Source organism: Nonomuraea sp. NPDC050202, from assembly GCF_040656115.1.
Lineage (GTDB): Bacteria > Actinomycetota > Actinomycetes > Streptosporangiales > Streptosporangiaceae > Nonomuraea.
The window spans coordinates 124161-144532 of the sequence record NZ_JBFALF010000009.1 but is presented as its reverse complement, the minus strand read 5'-3'; the positions used below and the strand labels follow the sequence as shown (position 1 = coordinate 144532).

17 protein-coding genes are annotated in these 20372 nt (G+C 71.8%); 10 read left to right on the top strand and 7 right to left on the bottom strand.

Annotation, left to right across the window (positions count from 1 at the left end):
• The first annotated feature begins 6 nt into the window (after positions 1–6).
• Together AB0I79_RS25165 and AB0I79_RS25160 are read left to right on the top strand one after the other, a co-directional pair.
• Entirely contained in the window at positions 7–2046 is a 2040-nt protein-coding gene (locus AB0I79_RS25165) for a protein kinase (RefSeq protein WP_357876886.1), read from the top strand.
• Between the two features lie 56 nt (positions 2047–2102).
• Positions 2103–3488, top strand: coding sequence for a class II fumarate hydratase (locus AB0I79_RS25160; protein WP_357876883.1), 1386 nt, complete (start codon positions 2103–2105; stop codon positions 3486–3488).
• Here AB0I79_RS25160 and trpD read toward each other — a convergent pair.
• Positions 3478–4536 carry an anthranilate phosphoribosyltransferase gene (gene trpD, locus AB0I79_RS25155; protein ID WP_357876880.1) on the bottom strand — a complete coding sequence of 353 codons (1059 nt, stop codon included), beginning with the start codon at positions 4534–4536 and terminating at the stop codon, positions 3478–3480. The genes AB0I79_RS25160 and trpD overlap by 11 nt on opposite strands.
• 241 nt (positions 4537–4777) lie before the next feature.
• Between trpD and AB0I79_RS25150 the strand changes: the two genes are divergently transcribed.
• The 5 genes from AB0I79_RS25150 to AB0I79_RS25130 are packed head-to-tail and all read left to right on the top strand — an operon-like array spanning position 4778 to position 10848.
• Complete coding sequence (locus AB0I79_RS25150) at positions 4778–5530, top strand: 3-hydroxybutyrate dehydrogenase (protein ID WP_357876877.1); 753 nt, start codon at positions 4778–4780, stop codon at positions 5528–5530.
• Positions 5530–7398 (top strand): GAF domain-containing protein, encoded by a 1869-nt coding sequence (locus AB0I79_RS25145; RefSeq protein ID WP_357876874.1) that lies wholly within the window; start codon positions 5530–5532, stop codon positions 7396–7398. The genes AB0I79_RS25150 and AB0I79_RS25145 overlap by 1 nt, the downstream gene beginning before the upstream one ends.
• Before the next feature lie 31 nt (positions 7399–7429).
• Positions 7430–8704, top strand: coding sequence for an MFS transporter (locus AB0I79_RS25140; RefSeq protein WP_357876871.1), 1275 nt, complete (start codon positions 7430–7432; stop codon positions 8702–8704).
• Positions 8701–9702, top strand: a complete 1002-nt coding sequence (locus tag AB0I79_RS25135; protein WP_357876868.1) for an alpha/beta hydrolase — start codon at positions 8701–8703, stop codon at positions 9700–9702. The genes AB0I79_RS25140 and AB0I79_RS25135 overlap by 4 nt, the downstream gene beginning before the upstream one ends.
• Positions 9703–10848 (top strand): tannase/feruloyl esterase family alpha/beta hydrolase, encoded by a 1146-nt coding sequence (locus AB0I79_RS25130; protein ID WP_357876865.1) that lies wholly within the window; start codon positions 9703–9705, stop codon positions 10846–10848.
• On the opposite strand, the gene AB0I79_RS25125 is transcribed toward AB0I79_RS25130, so the two are convergent.
• On the bottom strand, positions 10838–12835 hold the full coding sequence (locus tag AB0I79_RS25125) for a glycosyltransferase (protein ID WP_357876862.1): 1998 nt from the start codon (positions 12833–12835) through the stop codon (positions 10838–10840). The two genes, AB0I79_RS25130 and AB0I79_RS25125, sit on opposite strands and share 11 nt — an antisense overlap.
• A 78-nt stretch (positions 12836–12913) precedes the next feature.
• On the bottom strand, positions 12914–13519 hold the full coding sequence (locus AB0I79_RS25120; protein ID WP_357877433.1) for a lytic transglycosylase domain-containing protein: 606 nt from the start codon (positions 13517–13519) through the stop codon (positions 12914–12916).
• Between the two features lie 375 nt (positions 13520–13894).
• Here AB0I79_RS25120 and AB0I79_RS25115 point away from each other — a divergent pair, with 375 nt between their 5' ends.
• Genes AB0I79_RS25115 through AB0I79_RS25105 form a run of 3 tightly spaced genes read left to right on the top strand, consistent with a single transcriptional unit; the run spans position 13895 to position 16502 of the window.
• Positions 13895–14569: a response regulator transcription factor gene (locus AB0I79_RS25115; protein WP_185100819.1), complete on the top strand. Its 675-nt coding sequence runs from the start codon at positions 13895–13897 to the stop codon at positions 14567–14569.
• 20 nt (positions 14570–14589) lie between these two features.
• Positions 14590–16002: a HAMP domain-containing sensor histidine kinase gene (locus AB0I79_RS25110; RefSeq protein WP_357876859.1), complete on the top strand. Its 1413-nt coding sequence runs from the start codon at positions 14590–14592 to the stop codon at positions 16000–16002.
• Positions 15999–16502: a hypothetical protein gene (locus tag AB0I79_RS25105; RefSeq protein WP_357876856.1), complete on the top strand. Its 504-nt coding sequence runs from the start codon at positions 15999–16001 to the stop codon at positions 16500–16502. The genes AB0I79_RS25110 and AB0I79_RS25105 overlap by 4 nt, the downstream gene beginning before the upstream one ends.
• A 3-nt stretch (positions 16503–16505) precedes the next feature.
• Here AB0I79_RS25105 and AB0I79_RS25100 read toward each other — a convergent pair whose 3' ends face one another.
• From AB0I79_RS25100 to AB0I79_RS25085, 4 genes are all read right to left on the bottom strand, one after another.
• Positions 16506–17774, bottom strand: a complete 1269-nt coding sequence (locus tag AB0I79_RS25100) for a PhoH family protein (RefSeq protein ID WP_357877430.1) — start codon at positions 17772–17774, stop codon at positions 16506–16508.
• Between the two features lie 258 nt (positions 17775–18032).
• Complete coding sequence (locus AB0I79_RS25095) at positions 18033–18794, bottom strand: isoprenyl transferase (RefSeq protein WP_357876853.1); 762 nt, start codon at positions 18792–18794, stop codon at positions 18033–18035.
• A 110-nt stretch (positions 18795–18904) separates the two neighbouring features.
• Complete coding sequence (locus AB0I79_RS25090) at positions 18905–19360, bottom strand: hypothetical protein (RefSeq protein WP_357876850.1); 456 nt, start codon at positions 19358–19360, stop codon at positions 18905–18907.
• Positions 19361–19409: 49 nt separating this feature from the next.
• Positions 19410–20309, bottom strand: coding sequence for a hypothetical protein (locus AB0I79_RS25085; protein ID WP_357876847.1), 900 nt, complete (start codon positions 20307–20309; stop codon positions 19410–19412).
• Positions 20310–20372: the final 63 nt, after the last annotated feature.

The following is a 20372-nucleotide window of genomic DNA, read 5'->3' as shown; positions in this document are numbered from 1 at the left end:
CTTCTCATGCCGGAACAGCAGACACGCCTGCTCGCGGAGCGCTACGAGCTCGTCACCCCGCTCGGGCGGGGCACGATGGGCACAGTGTGGCGGGCCCGCGACCGCGCGCTCGGGCGCGAGGTGGCGGTCAAGGAAATCCGCCAGGACCCGGGTCTCACCGAGGAACAGCGGACCGAGCTGCGCGAACGTATGGTGCGCGAGGGCCGCATCGCCGCCCGGATCAGCCACCCGTCGGTGGCCTCCATCCACGACGTGCTGATCCAGGACAACAGCCCCTGGATCATCATGGAGCTCATCGAGGCCCGCTCGCTGGAGCAGGTCATCGAGCAGGAGGGGCCGCTGCCGCCGCGGCTGGTGGCCGAGATCGGCGTGGACCTGCTGGGGGCGCTGCGCGCGGCGCACGCCCAGGGCATCACCCACCGCGACGTCAAGCCCGGCAACGTGCTCATCACCGAGAGCGGGCGCGTGGTGCTGACCGACTTCGGCATCGCCAAGGCCGAGGGCGACTCCCGGCTGACGAAGACCGGCATGGTGATCGGCTCGCCCGGCTACACCGCCCCGGAACGTGCCAGGGGCGAGTACACCGGCCCCGAGTCCGACATCTGGTCGCTCGGCGCCACGCTCTACTTCGCCGTCGAGGGGCGGCCCGCGTACGAGCGCTCCACGATCGCGGAGACGCTGGCGGCGCTGCTCACCGAGAGCGCCGACCCGCCCACGCAGGCGGGGCAGCTCCGGCCCGTGCTGAACGGACTGCTGAACAAGGATTACCGGCAGCGGCTGAGCGCTGCCAAGGCGGAGACCCTGCTGCGCATGGTCGCCGACACCCCCACGAGCGAGATGCCGGTGCTGACGGCCGAGGCTCTTATGGCGCAGGAGGCCGCTTTGCCCGATCCGTTCGCCACCCCCGAGAACCCCGCCGGCGCCGCCCCTGGCGGTCGAGGGCCGGCCGGCCAGCCGCCTTACGGGCCTCCTGGCCAGGGGCCTGGCGCGCCTGGTCACACGCCGGGCGGCCCGCAGGTCCGTGGCCCGGTGCCCGCCGGTGCCGGGGGGCCTGGGGCGCAGGGCCCCGGCGGGCCGGGTGGCTCCGGTGTGGGTCACGCGATGCAGGGCATGAGCGGGCCTCAGGCGCCCACCGGGCCGAACGCCTTCAGCGGGCCTCCCGGCGCTCACACCCCGCCCGGGCAGCGGCCTGCGGGAGCACCGGGAGCCCAGGGCCCCGTGTCAGGGCCCGGCGCGCCGTCAGGGACACAGCCCACGCCAGGACCACGCGGCGCGGCAGGATCGGGGCAGGGCGGCCAGTCAGGGCCTGGCGGCGCGACAGGGCCTCGTGGCGCAGCAGGTCCGCAGCCCGCGTCAGGGCCGCAGCCCGCGCCAGGACGTGGCGTCCCGTCAGGGCCGCAGCCCGCGCCAGGGCGTGGCGGTCCCTCAGGGCCGCAGCCTGCCTCGGGACCCGGCGGCCCGTCCGGACCGCGTCCCGCCTCGGGGCCCGGTGCCCCGTCAGGACCGCACGCGGCGGGGCCGCAGGGCCCGGCGCAGGGCCCAGCGCAGGGCCCGAACACGCCCACCGTGCCACAGGGGCAGCAGCCCTTCGCCTCGCACGCCCCGAACGCGGGCCAGGCCACCGGGCCGGAAGGCGACTACGACCCCGAGCGGACGGTCAGCATCTCGCGCCCCAAGGGCCCGTTCCCCGCGGCGCAGGAGCAGGGCGGCCGGCCGCAGCGCCCCGCCGACGAGGGCTCCTTCGCCACGACCCGCATCCCGAAGGGCTCGCCGGGCCAGCAGGTCTACCCGGTGCCCGCTCCCCCGCCCGGCCAGCCCCAGCAGCAGTCCGGGCCCCCGCAGATGATGCCCCAGCAGCCCCAGCAGGGCCCCCAGGGGCAGCAGTTCGGCGGGCACGGCCTGGGCACGGACCTGTTCGCGATCGCGGGCCCGCCGGAGGAGAAGCGCCCCGCGGGCAACCGCAACGGCATGCTGGTGCTCATGGCGGTGGCCGCCGCGGCCGCCGTGGTGATCGCCGTGCTGATCGTGGCCCTGTTCTCGAGCTGAGCCCCGCGAGGGGTGGCTTCGGCCCGTTCGGAGCGCCGTGGGTCAGACTGGAAGTCATGAGTGAGTTCCGGATCGAACATGACTCGATGGGCGAGGTACGCGTGCCGGCAGGCGCCAAGTGGCGCGCGCAGACCCAGCGGGCAGTGGAGAATTTCCCGATCTCAGGCCGGCCCCTGGAGCCGTCGCACATCGCCGCGCTGGGCCTGATCAAGGCGGTGGCGGCCGAGGTCAACGGCGAGCTCGGCGTGATCGACAAGGACCTGGCCGAGGCGATCGCGCAGGCCGCCGCCGACGTGGCGGAGAACGAGCACGACGCCGACTTCCCGATCGACGTCTTCCAGACCGGCTCGGGCACCTCGTCCAACATGAACGCCAACGAGGTGATCGCGACGCTGGCCGAGGAGCGGCTGGGCCGTCCCGTGCACCCCAACGACCACGTGAACGCCTCGCAGTCGTCCAACGACGTGTTCCCCACCTCGATCCACGTGGCGGCGGCCACCGAGGTGACCTTCCACCTGCTGCCCTCGCTCAGGCACCTGGCGCAGGCGCTGAGGGAGAAGGCGATCGAGTTCGACGGGGTGGTGAAGTCGGGGCGTACGCACCTGATGGACGCGACGCCGGTGACCCTGGGGCAGGAGTTCGGCGGCTACGCCACGCAGGTCGAGCACGGCGTCGTACGCGTCTCCGCGGCCCTGGAGCACGTGCTGGAGCTGCCGCTGGGCGGCACGGCCGTCGGCACGGGCATCAACACGCCGCAGGGCTTCGCCCAGGAGGCCATCGCCAAGCTGCGCGAGGCGACCGGCATCCCGTTCCAGGAGGCCGCCGACCACTTCGAGGCCCAGGGCGCGCAGGACTCGATCGTGGAGCTGTCCGGGCAGCTCAAGGTGGTCGCGGTGTCGCTCACCAAGATCGCCAATGATCTGCGCTGGATGGGCTCGGGGCCGCGCGCGGGGCTCGGCGAGATCAACCTGCCGGACCTGCAGCCGGGCTCGTCGATCATGCCCGGCAAGGTCAACCCGGTGATCCCCGAGGCCACGGCCATGGTCGCGGCCCAGGTGATCGGGAACGACGCGGCGATCACGTTCGCCGGCGCGTCGGGCAACTTCGAGCTGAACGTGCAGCTCCCCCTCATCGCGCGCAACATCCTGGAGTCGATCAGGCTGCTGGCGAACGTCTCGCGCCTGCTCGCCGACCGCTGTGTCTCCGGCATCACGGCCAACGTCGAGCGCCTGCGCGAGTACGCCGAGTCGTCCCCGTCGATCGTCACCCCGCTGAACAAGTACGTCGGCTACGAGGAGGCGGCGAAGATCGCCAAGCAGGCCCTGGCGGAGCGCAGGACGATCAGGGAGGTCGTCATCGAGCGCGGCCACGTGGCCGCTGGGAAGCTCACGGAGGAGCAGCTCGACGCCGCGCTCGACGTGCTCTCCATGACTAGGCCCTGACCGTCCGGGCGGCGGCCTGCTGCGTGGCGTGGGCCCAGCGGGTGAGCAGGGAGAGCGCGGCGCCGGAGTCGACGGCGTCGGCGGCCCGCTTGTAACCGGCCGCCAGCGCGGGCGTGAGCTCGGCCGCCGGCGGGGTGCCGTCGGCGGCCACCAGGGCGGCGGCCGCGTTCAGCAGGACGATCTCGCGCACGGGCCCCTGCTCGCCGGAGAGCACGGCGCGCGCCACGCCGGCGTTGTGCCGCGCGTCGCCGCCGCGCAGGTCCTCGGCGCGGGCGCGCGGGATCGACAGGTCGAGCGGATCGAAGCCGATCTGGGTGACCCTGCCCCTGCGTACCAGCCAGATCGTCGAGGGGCCGCAGGTCGTCAGCTCGTCGAGCCCGTCGTCGCCCCTGAAGACGAGCGCGGAGCAGCCGCGCTCGGCCAGCACGCCCGCGATGGTCGGCGCCATGGTCGGGTGGAAGACCCCGACGGCCTGCGCGGAGGGCAGGGCGGGGTTGGTGAGCGGCCCCAGGAAGTTGAAGACCGTGGGCACGCCCAGCTCGCGGCGCGGCTGGGAGGTGCGTCTCAGCGCCGGGTTGAAGGCGGGCGCGAAGCAGAACGTGATGCCCACCTCGTCCGCCACCCGCACCACGGCGGCGGGCGGCAGCTCGATGGCCACGCCGAGCGCTTCGAGCACGTCGGCCGCGCCCGCCGTGGAGGAGGCGGCCCGGCCGCCGTGCTTGACCACCTTGGCCCCCGCGGCGGCGGTCACGATGGCGGCCATGGTGGAGATGTTCACGGTGTTGGCCCGGTCGCCGCCGGTGCCGACCAGGTCGACGGGGTCGCCGGGCACCCGGATCGCCGAGGCCTTGGCCAGCATGCCGTCGGCCAGCCCCGCCACTTCCGCCACGCTCTCGCCCTTGGCGCGCAGCGCGACCGCGAACGCGGCGATCTGGGCGTCGGTGGCCATGCCGGACATGATCTGGTCCATCGCCCAGGTGGCCTGGCGGGCGGTGAGCGAGGTGCCGTCGAGCAGCGTGGTGAGGATCCGTGGCCAGGTGGTGGTCATGAGTGCCCCTTCATGTCTGTGCTCGACGGGGGGGCACCCACTGCAACGGTGACGGCCGCCTCGTCGAGGCGGCCGTGTGCGTATCGCGCCGGTGGTCCGCCTAGGAGGCGGGCCACCACTGGGACGAGTACGCGATCATGCCCTCACCTTAGCAGACGCCCTTGATCCACATATGCGGTCATCCATCTATGTCGTCAGCACCCATGCGGTGCGGCGGGGCGAGAGCTTAGGGTGGCGAGGTATGGCGAAGGAGCTGACGGGGCGCACCGCGCTGGTGACGGGGGCCGGGGGCGGCATCGGGGCGGCGTGCGCGCGGCGGTTGGCCGCGGCGGGGGCCAGGGTACTGGTCGTGGACCTGCGGGCCGAGTCCGCCGAGAAGGTGGCCGCCGAGGTGGGCGGCGCCGCGGTGGTGGCCGATCTGAGCGAGCCCGGTTTCGTGGCGGCGCTGCCCGACGAGCCGGTGGACATCGTGGTGAACAACGCCGGGTTCCAGCACGTGGCGCCGATCGAGGAGTTCCCGCCCGAGGTGTTCGCCACGATGCTCAAGGTGATGGTCGAGGCGCCGTTCCTGATCGCGCGCCGGGTGCTGCCCGGCATGTACGCCAGGGGCTGGGGGCGGTTCGTGAACATCTCGTCGGTGCACGGGCTGCGGGCCTCGCCGTACAAGTCGGCGTACACGACGGCCAAGCACGCGCTGGAGGGGTTCTCCAAGGTCGTGGCGCTGGAAGGGGCCCCGCACGGGGTGACCTCGACCTGCGTCTGCCCGGCCTACGTGCGCACCGGGCTGGTGGAGGCGCAGATCGCCGGCCAGGCCAAGGTGCACGGCATCCCCGAGGACGAGGTCGTGCGCGACATCATGCTGGCCCCCGCGGCCATCAAGCGCCTGATCGAGCCCGAGGAGGTGGCCGAGCTGGTCGCCTACCTGTGCGGCCCGGCCGGGGCGTTCATCACCGGCGTGTCGCTGCCGGTGGACGGTGGCTGGACGGCCCACTAGTGAGCATCCGGTTCCTGGAGTTGCTGGCCAGGGAGGCGTCCGCGGTCGAGTTCGAGGGGCCGATCATCCAGGCCAGGGCCGCGGGCGCGGACGCGGCGACGATCGAGGAGCTGGAGCGGGCCAAGGTCGAGGCGCTCAAGGTGCGCGACCTGCTGAAGCGGCGGGCCAGGCGCGAGGCGGAGCTGTCGGCGCTGTACGACACGGCCGGCGACCTGGCGGCGCTGCGCGACCTCGACGCCGTGCTGGAGGCCATCGTGCACCGGGCCAGGCAGTTGCTGGCCACCGACGTCGCGTACATGACGCTGCACGACCCCGAGCGGGGCGACACCTACATGCGCGTCACGGACGGGTCGATCTCGGCCAAGTTCCGGGCGTTGCGGCTGGCCATGGGGGCGGGGCTGGGCGGGCTCGTGGCGCAGACGGCGGTGCCGTACGCGACGGCCGACTACTTCGCCGACGCCAGGTTCCGGCACAAGGAGCACATCGACGAGGCCGTCAAGGAGGAGGGCCTGGTCGCCATCCTCGGCGTGCCGCTGCGGCTGGGGCAGCGGGTGATCGGCGTGCTGATGGCGGCCAACCGCAGCGCCAGGCCGTTCCACCAGGAGGAGGTGTCGCTGCTGGCCAGCCTGGCCGCGCACGCCGCCGTCGCGATCGACAACGCCAGGCTGCTGCAGGAGACCAGGAACGCGCTGGAGGAGCTCTCCCACGCCCACCGGACCGCCAGGGAGCACGGCGAGGCCGTGGAGCGGGCCGCCATGGCGCACGACCGGATGACCTCGCTGGTGCTGCGCGGCGGCGGGATCGAGGACGTGGCGGCCGTGGTGACCGACGTGCTGGGCGGCTCGCTGGCCGTGCTGAACGACCTGGGGCGGCCCATCAGCGGTGACGTGGGCGAGCTGGACTCGGGCGTGTTCGAGGCGGCGCAGGCGTCCAGGGCGCTGGGGCGCACCGTACGCAGGGGCGATCTGCTGATCGCGTCCGTGGACGTGGGCGGGGAGCCGCTGTGCACGCTGATCCTGCGCAGCGACGACGCCGACGAGCGCATCCTGGAGCGGGCGGCGCTGGTGTGCGCGTTGCTGCTGCTGTTCCGCAGGAGCGTGGCCGAGGCCGAGGGGCGGGTCAGGGGCGAACTGCTCGACGACCTGATCTCCAGGCCGGGCTCGCCCGGCCTGGCCGACCGGGCGCGGCGGCTCGGCATGGACCTGGGCGCCCCGCACGTGGTGGTGGTCGCCAGGCACTCGGGACAGCGCGAGCGGGCGGCGTTCTGGGCCTCCTCGCAGGCGACGCTGCGGCACGGGCTGGCGGCGGGGCGGGGTGACGAGGTCGTGCTGCTGCTGCCCGGCGACGATGCCGGGGGGCTGGCGCAGCGCGTGGCCCGCGAGCTGACGTCGTCGCTGCAGAGCCCGGCGACGGCGGGCGCCTCACGCGCGGGCGAACCGGAGGACGTGGCCGCCGCCTACCAGGAGGCGCGCAGGTGCGCGGAGGCGCTGATCGCGCTCGGCCGGGCCGGTGACGGGGCGAGCGCGGCCGAGCTGGGCTTCGTGGGGCTGCTCGTCGGCGACGGCCGTGACGTGCCCGGCTTCGTCGGCAGGACGCTCGGCGCGGTCATCGACTACGACGCCCGCAGGGGCACCGCCCTGACCGGCACGCTGGCGGCCTACTTCGGTACCGGCGGCTCCCCCTCGCGCACGGCCGAGGCCATGCACATCCACGTCAACACCGTCACGCAGCGGCTCGACCGGATCGGCAAGCTGCTCGGCGAGGGCTGGCTGGAGCCGGAGCGGGCGCTGGAGATCCAGCTCGCCCTCCGCTTGCACCGGCTCGGCCACACAGACATGCCCGACACTATGGGTCCGAACGCTATATGAGTGACTCCGGTCACAACCTACGGTGACCGGCATGGCCACTTCCATCAAGAAGATCGTCGCCGCGAGCCTGATCGGCACCACCATCGAGTGGTACGACTTCTTCCTGTACGGCTCGGCAGCCGCCCTCGTGTTCAACAAGCTCTTCTTCCCCGAGTCCGACCCGCTGACCGGCACGCTGCTGTCGTTCCTCACCTACGCCGTCGGATTCGTCGCCCGCCCGCTCGGCGGCCTGGTCTTCGGCCACTTCGGCGACCGGATCGGCCGCAAGACGCTGCTGGTCGTCAGCCTGCTGATGATGGGCACGGCGACCTTCCTGATCGGCTGCCTGCCGACGTACGAGACGCTGGGCCCGGCGGCGGCGCTGGTGCTGACGGCGCTGCGGCTCGTCCAGGGCTTCGCGCTCGGCGGCGAGTGGGGCGGCGCGGTGCTGATCGTCTCCGAGCACGGCGACACGGCGCGGCGCGGCTTCTGGGCCTCCTGGCCGCAGGCCGGCGCCCCCGGCGGCAACCTGCTGGCCACCGGCGTGCTGGCGGCACTGGCCGCCTGGCAGTCGGACGAGGCGTTCCTGTCGTGGGGGTGGCGGGTGCCGTTCCTGCTGTCGGGCGTGCTGGTGCTGATCGGGCTCTGGATCCGGCTGTCGATCAGCGAGTCGCCGGTCTTCAAGGAGGCCCCGCCGGAGCCCAGGGCCCCGATCGTCGGGGTGCTGCGTCACCACTCCAAGGACGTGCTGGTCGCGATCGGCGCCCGCCTGGCGGAGAACATCTCGTTCTACCTGCTGACCGTCTTCGTCATCACCTACGCCAAGCAGACCGGCATCGACAACTCGACCGTGCTGAACGCGGTGCTGATCTCCTCGGGCATCCACTTCGTGACGATCCCGGTGTGGGGCGCGCTGTCCGACCGGGTCGGCCGCCGCCCGATCTACCTGGCGGGCGCCGCCGGCATCGGCGTGTGGATCTTCGCGTTCTTCCCGCTCGTGGACACCGGCAACTTCCTGGCCATCACCCTGGCCGTCACGGTCGGCCTGCTCTTCCACGGCATGATGTACGGCCCGCAGGCGGCCTTCTTCTCCGAGCTGTTCGGCACCAGGACCCGCTACACCGGCGTCTCCATCGGCGCGCAGCTCTCGGCGATCGTGGCGGGCGCGCTGGCCCCGATCATCGCGGTGGCCCTGCTCCAGCAGTTCGGCAGCAGCGTGCCCATCTCGGCCTACCTCGGGGTTGCGGCGCTGCTCACCCTGGTCTCGGTCTACGCCGCCCGGGAGACTCGGGGCACCGACCTGGCCGAGAGGATCTACGCGAAATGAAGGTCACCACGCCGAGGCTCACCCAGCACGTCCTGACCGTCGAGGGCAGGAACACCGGCGAGCCCGTGCTGTTCGTGCACGGGAACGTCTCCTCCGCCGCCTTCTGGCGCGACGCCATGGCCGCGCTGCCCGAGGGGTACCGTCCGCTGGCGGTGGACCTGCGCGGGTTCGGCGGCACCGACCCGGCGCCCGTGGACGCCACGAGGGGCCTGCGCGACTACTCGGACGATCTGATCGAGCTGGTCGACGCGCTGGGCCTGGAGCGGGTCCACCTGGTGGGCTGGAGCCTGGGCGGCGGCATCGTGCTGCAGTTGCTGCGCGACCGCCCGAGCGCCGTCAGGAGCGTCACGCTGGTCAACCCGATCTCCCCCTACGGCTTCGGCGGCACGGAGGGCCCGGAGGGGCGGCTCACGCACCCCGGCGGCGCGGGATCGGGCGCGGGCGCCGCGAACCCTGATTTCGTGACTCGGCTCCAGGCGGGCGACATGTCGGACGAATCTCCCACCTCTCCGCGCAACGTCTTCCGCTCCGCCTACGTCAACAACCGCCCCGTCCCCGACGAGGACTTCTACGTCCGCGCGATGCTCACCACCCGCGTCGGCGAGGCCCACTACCCCGGCGACGCCGCCACCTCCGACGCCTGGCCGGGCGTGGCACCGGGCAAGACCGGCGTGCTCAACGCCGCCGCGCCCACCCACTTCCGCCTCGACGACCTCCACAGGATCGACCCCAAGCCGCCGATCCTGTGGATCAGGGGCGCCGACGACGTGATCGTCTCGGACACCTCGCTGTTCGACCTGGCCCACCTGGGGGCGCTCGGCGTCGTGCCCGGCTCGCCCGGCACCCCCGCCCAGCCCATGGTGAGCCAGACCAGGGCCGTGCTGGAGCGGTACGGGAGATACCGCGAGTCCGTCCTGGACGACTGCGGCCACAGCCCGCACCTGGAGCACCCGGAAGAGTTCCAGCGCCTGCTGGCCGAGCACCTGAGGGAGGCGTAGATGCTGGTCGCGCTCACGCTCGTGGCGAGCTTACTGACGCCGGCGGGCCAGATCACGGTCCCGGGCGCCGAGCACGCGCGGATCGCCGCGCTCGACGACCTGACCACGGCCGGCACGGCGCGGACCGGCCACACCGACCCCGCGGACTGGGCCGGGCTGCACTCGGCCGCCACGGTCAACCCCACCGGCGTGCCCGGCCTCCAGATCGACGGCTACTTCCCCGACACCTCCACCGGCAACGCCACGCACGGCTGGAACCACGACTCCCAGTTCGTGATCAGACTGCCGAAGGAGTGGAACGGCGGCCTGGTCGTCTCCGGCACCCCCGGCAACAGGGAGCAGTACGCCAACGACTACACGATCTCCGACTGGGTCCTGTCGAAGGGGTACGCGTTCGCCTCCACCGACAAGGGCAACGTGGGCGTGAACTTCCACGAGGACGGCCGCCGCCCCGGCGACGCCATCGCCGAGTGGAACCACCGCGTCACCCAGCTCACGATGGCCGCCAAGGCCGTGGTCAGGCAGCGGTACGGCAGGCCGCCCGAGCGCACGTTCGCCGCGGGCATCTCCAACGGCGGCTACCTGGTGCGCTGGCAGCTGGAGAACCGCGGCTGGCTCTACGACGGCGGCGTGGACTGGGAGGGCACGCTCTGGCGGGTCAAGGGCGACAACCTGCTGAACTTCCTGCCGCCGGCGCTGAAGGCGTACCCGGACGAGGCCGGGGTGCGGGCGGCCGGGTTCGCGGCGGGCTCGGAGTTCCTGTGGCCGTTCCACCGGCAGTACTACTGGGAGCTCACCCAGCAGCTCTACCAGAAGGAGCTGGACCCGTCCTACCAGGGCGCCGCGGCGGACTACGACTACGACGAGCGCAAGCCGTACGCCGCGGTGGCCAGGATCGCGCTGACGGGCAGGATCACCAAGCCGCTGATCACCCTGCACGGTACGCTGGACACGCTGCTGCCGATCTCGCGCGACTCCGACGTGTACGCGAAGATGGTCGGCCCGCACCGCCCGTTCCGCTACCACCGGATCGAGGGCGGCAACCACCTCGACAGCCTGGTGGACCTCTACCCCGACCGGCTCAAGCCGATGCTCCCGGCCTTCAGAGGCGCCTTCGAGGAGCTGGAGGGCTGGGTCAGTCCATGAGGTAGCGGTGCCTGCCCGCGCGCGCCAGACGCACGATGTGCCGCGCGCCGGGCAGCCTGCGGCCGAGCCGGTGCAGCGCGGTGTCGCGGCCCATGGGCGAGCGGCGCTCGGGATCGGCGGCGGCGGCAGGGCGGGCCTCGATCCTGCCCCTGCGCATCTCCAGCGCGAACCGCAGCCCGACCTCCTCGTCGGGGGAGCGCAGCGTGCACAGCCAGCGTCCCGGCCCGAAGTGCTCGGCGCTGGGCAGCAGGCGCTTGACCGGCACCTTGGCCACGAGCTGGCCGGCGAGCCTGCCCGGCACCCCGGCCTCGACCAGGGCGGGCGCGCTCACCTCGCGGGCGCGCCTGCCGGTGCTGCGCATGACGAGCTCCAGCGGCGGGCCGCCGCTCGGCGGCACGTACGGCACCGGCAGCACGACGTACAGATGCCGCCCGAGGTGCTTGACCGTCACGCCCGGCGACACCAGCTTGATCGACTCGGAGAACGTGCGCGGCTCGATGGCCAGCCCCAGCTCGCCCGAGTCGCTCCAGCACGGCACGACCAGCCGCATCCTGGGCCGCTGGGCCAGCACGCCGAGGCAGTTGAGCGGGCCCTCGGGGTGGCTGACGCGGCTCCTGGCCTGGTTGGCCCCGCTGAACATGCGTACGTGCACCTCCCACACCCCCGGCCGCAGCGGCTCGCCCAGGGCCGCGGTGGTGATGTCCAGCCGGGTCTCGCCCTTGATGCGGACGCGGACCCTGCGGCGGCCCGCCGGGACGCGCTCGACGTGCTGGGTGAGCGGCAGGAAGTGCACGACGCCCGTCTCGGCGTGGCGCACGTAGAGCTCGATGCGGGCCCGCTCGACGTCGCTGGTGATGTCGGTGACGTCCGCGGGCAGCTTCCTGGTCTCCAGCGAGCGTGGCGGGATCCAGTGCAGGCTGTCGCCGTCCACCTGGTACTTGTCGGGCGTGCCGTCGCCGGCCAGCACCTCGGCGGTCAGCCCGAGCACGAGGACGTCGGCGTCCCAGCGCACCTCGGTGAGGTCGGCGCGCAGGCCCGCGCGCTTGGAGGAGTTCGACATGAGCACGATCTGGTCGAGGCGCCCCATGCGGACGTACGCGGCCACGACGCGGAGCTGGACCGGCAGGTGGCGGTCGAGGCGCTCGGGGAAGCGCTGCTCCATGAGCTCCTGCACGACGCGGAAGTGCATGCCCCGATCGACGGACGAGTCGGCGAACTTGCTGGTCAGCAGCGGGCGCAGGACGGCGTACCGCAGCCAGTACGCGTACATGCGGTCGCGCTGGCGCCCCTCGCCCACGTAGGTGTCGATGTCGTCGAGCAGCTTGTGCAACTCCTTGACGATGGCCCGCGGCTCCTCCTCGACGCCGGGGCGCTCCCCGAGGTGGCAGCAGACGTGATCGGCCAGCACCGCGATGACCTTGGCCTGCAGGTAGGCGCGCAGCACGAACGCCTGCTCCCCCATCCGGCTGCCCGGCACGGAGAAGCCCAGCTCGTGCTCCTCCAGGAACGCGCGCCGGTAGAGCTGCTGCGGGTGAAGCAGGGTGAGCAGCCGGTCGCGCAGGATGTCGGCCCGGCCGGTGCTGCGCGCGAAGGCGGTCATCGGCGGGCCGAAGTCGCGGACCAGGCGGCCGACCAGCACGTCCGCGTCGGCCTCCACGGCCCGGTCATGCATGCGCTCGACGGCGTCCCGCTCCAGGCGGTCGCCCGGCTCCAGGAAGTACACGTAGTCGCCGGCGGCGGCCGCCAGGCCGACGTTGCGGGCGCGCGAGGGTGAGCCCGTGTACGGCAGGTGCAGCGCCCGGACGTTCTCGCGAACGGTCGCGATGATGTCCAGGCGCTCGGCGGTCCCGTCCGTGGACCCGTCGTCCACGACGATCACTTCGTACTCGTCCGGGGGCATCGTCTGCTCCAGCGCGGAGCGGACGCACGCGTCGGCGGTGTCACCCGGATTGTGGACATTGATGATCACACTGACCTTCACACCCATGCGGCCAGCGTGCGCCCGTATACAGGATCGGGCGCGACGGCTTGCCGATTGGGGAAGGAAAGTTGACCCGCTCCCGACTTAATACCAACCGACGCGCTGCGAGTGGCCCCAGGCGGCGCAGGGCGTGCCGTAGCGGCCCTTGATGTAGCCCAGGCCCCACTTGATCTGGGTGGCGGCGTTGGTCTGCCAGTCGGCGCCGGCGCTGGCCATCTTGCTGCCGGGCAGCGACTGCGGGATGCCGTACGCACCGGAGTAGCGGTTCATGGCCCGCTCGTTCCAGCCGCTCTCCTTGTGCCAGAGCCGCTCCAGGCAGCCCCACTGGTCGGCGCCGAACCCGAACGAGGCCAGCATCGACTTCGCGGTGGCCTTGTTGGAGCCCGGCGAGGGGTCGCTGCCCGGCGGGAAGTTCTGGGCGGGGAAGCCGTCGCCGCCGGGGGCCTGCTCGGGCACCACCCAGTCGAGGCCCTTGCCGGCCGCGCCCGTGCGTCCCTTCTTGAGCTGGTCGGCCTTGTACGCCTGCTCGGCCTCGGCCTTGAGCAGGTCGGCCTCGGGGTCGGGCGCGTACAGGTCGCCGCTGGCGATCTTGCCGAGGTCGGTGAGCGACATCGGCGGCTTCGGCGGCTCGTTGGCGTTCTGCACGGCGCGGTAGGCGGTGTAGCCGCCGCCACCGAGGACGATCACCAGCGAGAGCACGGTGATGATGATGCGCTTGGGAGTGAAGCGCGAAGGCCGGCGCGCCGAGGGGAGGTCTTCCTTCGGGGGGCGCTCACTCAACTGCGGACCGGGGCTCACGAAGCATGAGCTTGCCCTGTCCTGGGGGGTGGTCCGCAACCGAAACGCGGGAATCGCTTGACGTAAATTTCACCAAGCAGCAGGTTAGCCCTGCGTTTCCGAAAAATTGTGACATTCGTCACATCATGGACGGCTCCCCTTCGGGCGCCCGTTCTCCGAAGGGAAGCCGCTTTCAGGGTCGCGGCCCTTCTTCCGGATCACATCTGGGCCGTGTCACAGTTTGGTGACACATACCGGGTATTCGAGACATGGAATAATAATGTGCGCGTGGCTGGCATCCTCCTCGTAGAAGACGACCCCTCGGTCCGTACGGCTCTAGAGCTGGCGCTGACCAGGCAGGGGCACTCCGTCACGTCGTACGCGACGGGTGAGGAGGCTCTCGACCACATCAGAGCCCGCCGCCCGGAGATCGCGATCCTCGACGTCATGCTCCCGGGTATCGACGGCGTCGAGGTGTGCCGCCGCGTCCGCAAGCTCGACCAGCTCCCCGTCATCCTGCTCACGGCCCGCGGCGACGACCTGGACGTGGTCGTCGGGCTGGAGGCCGGCGCCGACGACTACGTGGTCAAGCCGGTCGAGCCGCGCGTCCTGGACGCCCGCATCCGCGCCGTGCTGCGCCGCGCCGAGTCCGCCGCCTCCGACCGCATCACGTTCGGCGACCTCGTGATCGACCGGGGCGCGCTCAAGGTCACGCTGGCCGGCAAGGAGATCCACCTGACCCCGACGGAGCTGCGGCTGCTGCTGGAGCTCGTCCGGCACCCCGGCCAGGTGCTCAACCGCCGCTACCTGCTGCGCGCCGTCTGGGACCACACCCACATCGCGGACTCCCGCCTGGTGGACGCCTGCGTGCAGCGCATCCGCGCCAAGATCGAGCCCAAGCCGGCCGAGCCCGTCTTCATCCACACCGTGCGCGGCTTCGGCTACCGGTTCAGCCCTCCGTGATCCGCCCCGCGATCCTCCGGGTGATCCCCCGTCCCACAGGGCTGCGCGCCCGCCTGGTCATCACCTTCACCCTCGTCGCCGTCACCGCCTCCCTGCTGGTCGCCACCATCGGCTACGAGCTGGCCAAGACCGCGCTGCTCACCAGGACCGAGGCCGCCTCGCTGGACCTGGTGACCAAGGAGCTCGCCACCATCGACTTCCCGATCGGCAAGCTCAGGCCCGGCGAGGCCGCCCCCACCTCCAGGGAGCTCGACCGCGTGGCCCACGCGCTGGCAGGGCCCGGCCGCAGCGCGCTGGTCGAGTACGGCACCCTCGTCGCCACCGAGGGCCCCATGTCGCTCAGCGACGTGCCCAACGAGCTGCACGGCAGGGCCAAGCAGAGCGTCGTCACCCAACGCAAGATCATCGACAACGAGCTCTACCTCATCGTCGGCGCCGAGGTCTACCGCGACAACGCGGGCCGGCCCGAGTCCACCGGCCTACAGGCGTTCGTCTTCTTCCCCCTGCGCGACGACGAGCGCCAGCTCGACACGCTCAGGACGGCCCTGGCCCAGACCGGCCTCGTCATCGTGCTGAGCGCCCTGGGCGTGGCGCTGCTGTCGGCCCGTCAGGTGCTGCTGCCGGTGCGCCGGCTGAGCGCCGCGGCCCAGGCGCTCGGCCAGGGCAGGCTGGACACCCGGCTGCCCGTGCACGGCCACGACGAGCTGGCCGGGCTCACCGCCCGGTTCAACGACGCGGCGGCCGCGCTGGAGCTCAGCGTGTCGGAGCTGCGCTCGCTGGAGGCCATGTCGCGCAGGTTCGTGGCCGACGTCTCGCACGAGCTGCGCACGCCGCTGACCGCGATGACGGCCGTGGCCGACATGCTCTCCGACGAGGCCGACCACCTGCCGGAGGCGCCCGCGCAGGCCGTGCGGCTGGTGCTCAGGGAGATCGAGCGCCTGCGCGAGCTGGTCGAGCACCTCATCGAGATCAGCCGCTTCGACGCGGGCACGGCCACCCTCAACCTGGAGCCGGTGAACGTCGCCGACTCCATCCAGGACTGCCTGGAGGTACGCGGCTGGAGCGACCAGGTGACGGTCACCGCATCGCAGGGCCTGACCGCCAACCTCGACCCCAGCCGGTTCGACGTCATCGTGGCCAACCTGGTCGGCAACGCGCTCAAGCACGGCCTGCCCCCGGTCGTGGTCACGGCCAGGACCACGGAGAACGGACTGGAGGTGAAGGTGCGCGACCACGGCAAGGGCATCCCGCACGAGGCGCTGCCGCACGTCTTCGACCGCTTCTTCAAGGCCGGCGCGGGCCGGGCGCGCAGCCAGGGCAGCGGCCTGGGCCTGGCCATCGCCCGCGCCAACGTCCAGCTCCACGGGGGCACGATCTCCGTACGCCCCCAGCACCCGGGCACCCTCTTCACGGTCTGGCTCCCGCACATATGAAGGCCCTCACGAGCATCGCCGCCCTGCTGCTGCTGGCCACGACGGCCTGCGGCATCTCGCCCACCGACGTGCAGGACAGGGGCAGTGCTCCCACCGTCAAGATCCCGCCGCCGACCAAGACGATCTACCTGGTCAGGAACGGCAAGCTGGCGCGGGAGCCGGCCGACGTCGAGGACGACACCGTGGAGAGCGTGCTCGGCGCGCTCTTCGAGGCCTCCTCCCGCCCGCTCGGCGACCGGGACACCGCGTTGCGCGGGTTCACGTACCTGCGGACCAGGAACTCGATCAATCCGCCACAGCGCGACGAGATCCAGCTCCCCCGCACCTCGACGCTGACCGTCTACATCAGCGGCGACGGCACGCTGACCAAGCTCGGCATGGCGCAGATCGTCTGCACCGCGCAGCAGGACGCGGCGTACGAGGTGGTGCGGATCGTGCGGGAGCGGGCGGGCCGCCCCCCGAAGGACGAGGGGCGGCACACGTGCGGTGAGCTCAAGTGAGCGTCACATGGTGATGTCCTCGAGCATCTCCGTCACCAGCGCGGCGATCGGAGAGCGCTCGGACCTGGTGAGCGTGACGTGGGCGAACAGCGGATGACCCTTCAGCTTCTCCACCACCGCGACCACGCCGTCGTGCCGGCCGACGCGCAGGTTGTCACGCTGGGCCACGTCGTGGGTGAGCACCACCCGCGAGTTGGCGCCGATCCGGCTCAGCACGGTCAGCAGCACCCCGCGCTCCAGCGACTGGGCCTCGTCCACGATCACGAACGCGTCGTGCAGGGACCGGCCGCGGATGTGCGTCAGCGGGAGCACCTCCAGCATGCCCCGGTCGAGCACCTCCTCGATCACCTCGGGTGAGGTGATCGCGCCGAGCGTGTCATAGACCGCCTGGCCCCACGGGCCCATCTTCTCGCCCTCGGTGCCGGGCAGGTAGCCGAGCTCCTGCCCGCCGACGGCGTAGATGGGCCGGAAGACGATCACCTTGCGGTGCTGGCGGCGCTCCAGGACCGCCTCCAGGCCCGCGCACAGCGCCAGCGCCGACTTGCCGGTGCCGGCCCGGCCGCCGAGCGAGACGATGCCGATCTCCGGGTCCATCAGCAGGTCGAGCGCGATGCGCTGCTCGGCGGAGCGGCCGTGCAGGCCGAAGACCTCGCGGTCGCCGCGGACCAGGCGCACCGACTTGTCGGGCTGCACCCGGCCGAGCGCCGAGCCCTTGGCCGACAGCAGGCGCAGGCCCGTGTGCGCGGGCAGGTCCCTGGCCTCCTCCAGGTCGGCGGTGCCGGACTCGAAGAGCGTCTCGACGTCGTCCGTGGTGACCTGGATCTCGGCCATGCCTGTCCAGCCCGACTCGTGCACCAGCTCGGCGCGGTACTCCTCGGCCGCCAGGCCGATCGAGGCGGCCTTGACCCGCATCGGCAGGTCCTTGGAGACCAGGACGACGTCGCAGCCCTCGCTGGCCAGCGAACGGGCCACGGTCAGGATGCGCGTGTCGTTGTCGCCGAGGCGGAAGCCCACGGGCAGAATGGACGGATCGCTATGGTTGAGCTCTACCCTGATCGTGCCGTCCCCCGTCGGCATCGCCTCGTCCAGCCTGCCGTACTGGACCCGTAGGTCGTCCAGGTAGCGCAGGGCCTTGCGGGCGAAGTAACCGAGCTCCGGGTGGTGACGCTTGCCTTCCAGCTCCGTGATGACCACGATCGGAAGGACCACGTCGTGCTCGGCGAACCGGGTCATCGCCGCCGGGTCGGCGAGCAGGACCGAGGTGTCCAGCACGTACGTGCGCTTGGCCGACTGGTGAGTAGGGTTGCTCGAGGACACTGCCACACGTTCTCCCCCGGGTGCCCCTTGGTGCGGGCACCCTGCAGACGAGGTGGGAATCGGACCGGACCCGCGTCCCCGACCGCGAGCTGCCGTCGGCGCCGGAGTCCGGCCCCCCTCGGCAGTTGTTGGTGCAAAGGCGGGCCCTCTCCGAAATGTCCGACCTGTGACCGGACACTTCCAACGTTACGTCCTGGATACCCGATTGTCGTGTCAGGAACCGTAACGCCGGTGTCTCGCAGCGTAATCGCGCAGCGCCCGAAGGAAGTCCACCCTGCGGAAGTCCGGCCAGTAGGCCTCGTGGAAGTAGAACTCGGAGTGAGCACTCTGCCAGAGCATGAAGCCGGACAGACGCTGCTCGCCCGAGGTCCGGATGAGGAGGTCCGGGTCGGGCTGGCCGCGAGTGTAAAGATGCTCCGCGATGTGCTCGACATCGAGTACCTCGACCAGGTCCTCGATGCTCGCTCCCCTGCTCGCGTGCTCCTGGAGCAGTGAGCGCACCGCATCGGCAATCTCACGTCTTCCTCCATACCCAACTGCAACGTTCACAATCAGGCCTGGACGGTGTGATGACGCTTCTTTTGCATTTTTTAGGACATTAGCCGTCCGGTCGGGTAGCAGATCGAGCGCGCCGACCGGACTGATCCGCCACCCCTCCGCCACGAGCTCCTGCGTCACGTCCTCGATGATGCGCAGCAGCGGCTCCAGCTCTTCCCTCGGCCGGTTGAGGTTGTCGTTGGACAACATCCAGACCGTGACGACCTCGACGCCCAGCTCGCGACACCAGCCGAGCAGCTCGGAGATCTTGTCCGCCCCCTTGCGGTGCCCCGTGGACACGTCACGCATGCCCATGGCACGCGCCCAGCGGCGGTTGCCGTCGATGATGACCCCGACATGCCGGGGAATGCTGTCCTTCGACAGCTTGGCCTCCAGCCGGTGTTCGTACAGCCGGTAGACCAGATCGCGCAGGCCCACGGAGTGCCTCCCCAGCGGTGCTGATGCCCCATTGGTCGTTTGCTCCAACAGGCAATTATCACCGCGAATCGCCCGTGCCCGCTCCGTCTACGCCATTCCTCCGCAGACTCTCAACCTTTCAGACACCCTTCCGCCTCATCCACGAGCTGCCGGACGAACACCGACAGCTCCGCGGAGGTGAGCACCGCGCGCATGCCCACGCCGGTGGCACCCCAGGCCTCCACGTAAGCCCTCCTGGTCAGCCGCCACTCGCCGGGGCCCGGCTGCCACACGGGGATGGTGCGCAACTGGCAGCGCAGCTCGCCTCCGCCCAGCCCGGCCCTGGTGAGGTAACGGAAGGAGAACAGCTCGCTGTCGGGCTCGTCGCAGGGGAAGCGGTCGTCGGGATCCGTCCAGCGCCTGGCCGCGCCCCTGCCCTGGCGAGCCTCGTCGACGCCGCGCGCCAGGCGCGCCAGCAGGTGTCCGCAGCGCTCGCCCACGGTGCCGTACGGGGTGCCGTCGCGGTGCAGCTCCAGGGTGATCTCGTACGGCGCGCCGACACTGTCGGTGCACGCGACCGGCGTCACGGTCAGATAGGACCCGTCGACGCAGCGTAGACCCCCCACTCCCTCCCCGTTACCCCCCGCGTCCCCCCTGAACCCTCGGCCCCCAGGTGTGCTCCCGCCAGCCCGGCGGCTGGTGCCACTCCGTCCAGCCGTGCCCCGTGCGCCCGTCCTCGGTCTCGTACGCGCACAGCGCCCTCCGGAACTCCGCCACCACGCCCTCGGGCGAGGTGAGCGTCACCGGGGCGAACGCGATCGGGCGCACCGTCGTGGCGCAGCCGGGGAAGTCCAGCACGGTCCGCGCCGGCCGGTCACCGTCGAAGGCGGTGGCCGCCGAGAAGCCCTCGACGTGGGCCAGGCTCCCCTTGCTCGCCACGAACGCCGGCCAGGGCAGCTCCATGCCCAGGTTGGCGCGCATGCCGTGCAGGTACGTGCCGTCGTCCAGGCGGGCGCTGCTCCACAACCACGAGATCGACCACCAGTCACGCACGCCCCAGCTGTGGTCGCGCTCGCCGTGGCCGTGGAAGGGCACGCCGCCGATCGTGCCGGTGACCTCGCAGGGGATCTCGTAGCGCGGGGTGATCGCGTAGCCGTAGACGCCGGCCGCCGTGCGGAACTCCAGGTCCAGGGTGAGCTCGGCGGAGCTCAGACGGATCTCGGCTCGCTCGAAGGGGTCGGCGGTGCGGTGGGAGGCCGTGTAGCCGGGGCCCGACACCGCCAGGTCCGGGCCGGGCAGGGCCGCCTCGTGGTCGATCACCGCGACCCGGTCGCCGCCGGCAGTGACCAGGCAGGCCCAGTACCAGGCGCGGTCCCAGCCGGGGTAGAGGCCGAGGCGGACGTAGCCGCCCGTCCGGCCGTCCTCGGAGACGAAGTCGTAGTACCAGGACTCGTTCCACAGCGGCTCGCCGCCGGGGTCGTGCCGCCGCTCGTCCTCCTGGCCCAGGGGCCACTCGCCCATGTTGACGATCCGCATGCCGCCTCCCAAGCGCTTGCTGCGATCAGCGTATGCCAGGAAGGGTCGAGGTGATCGATGGCC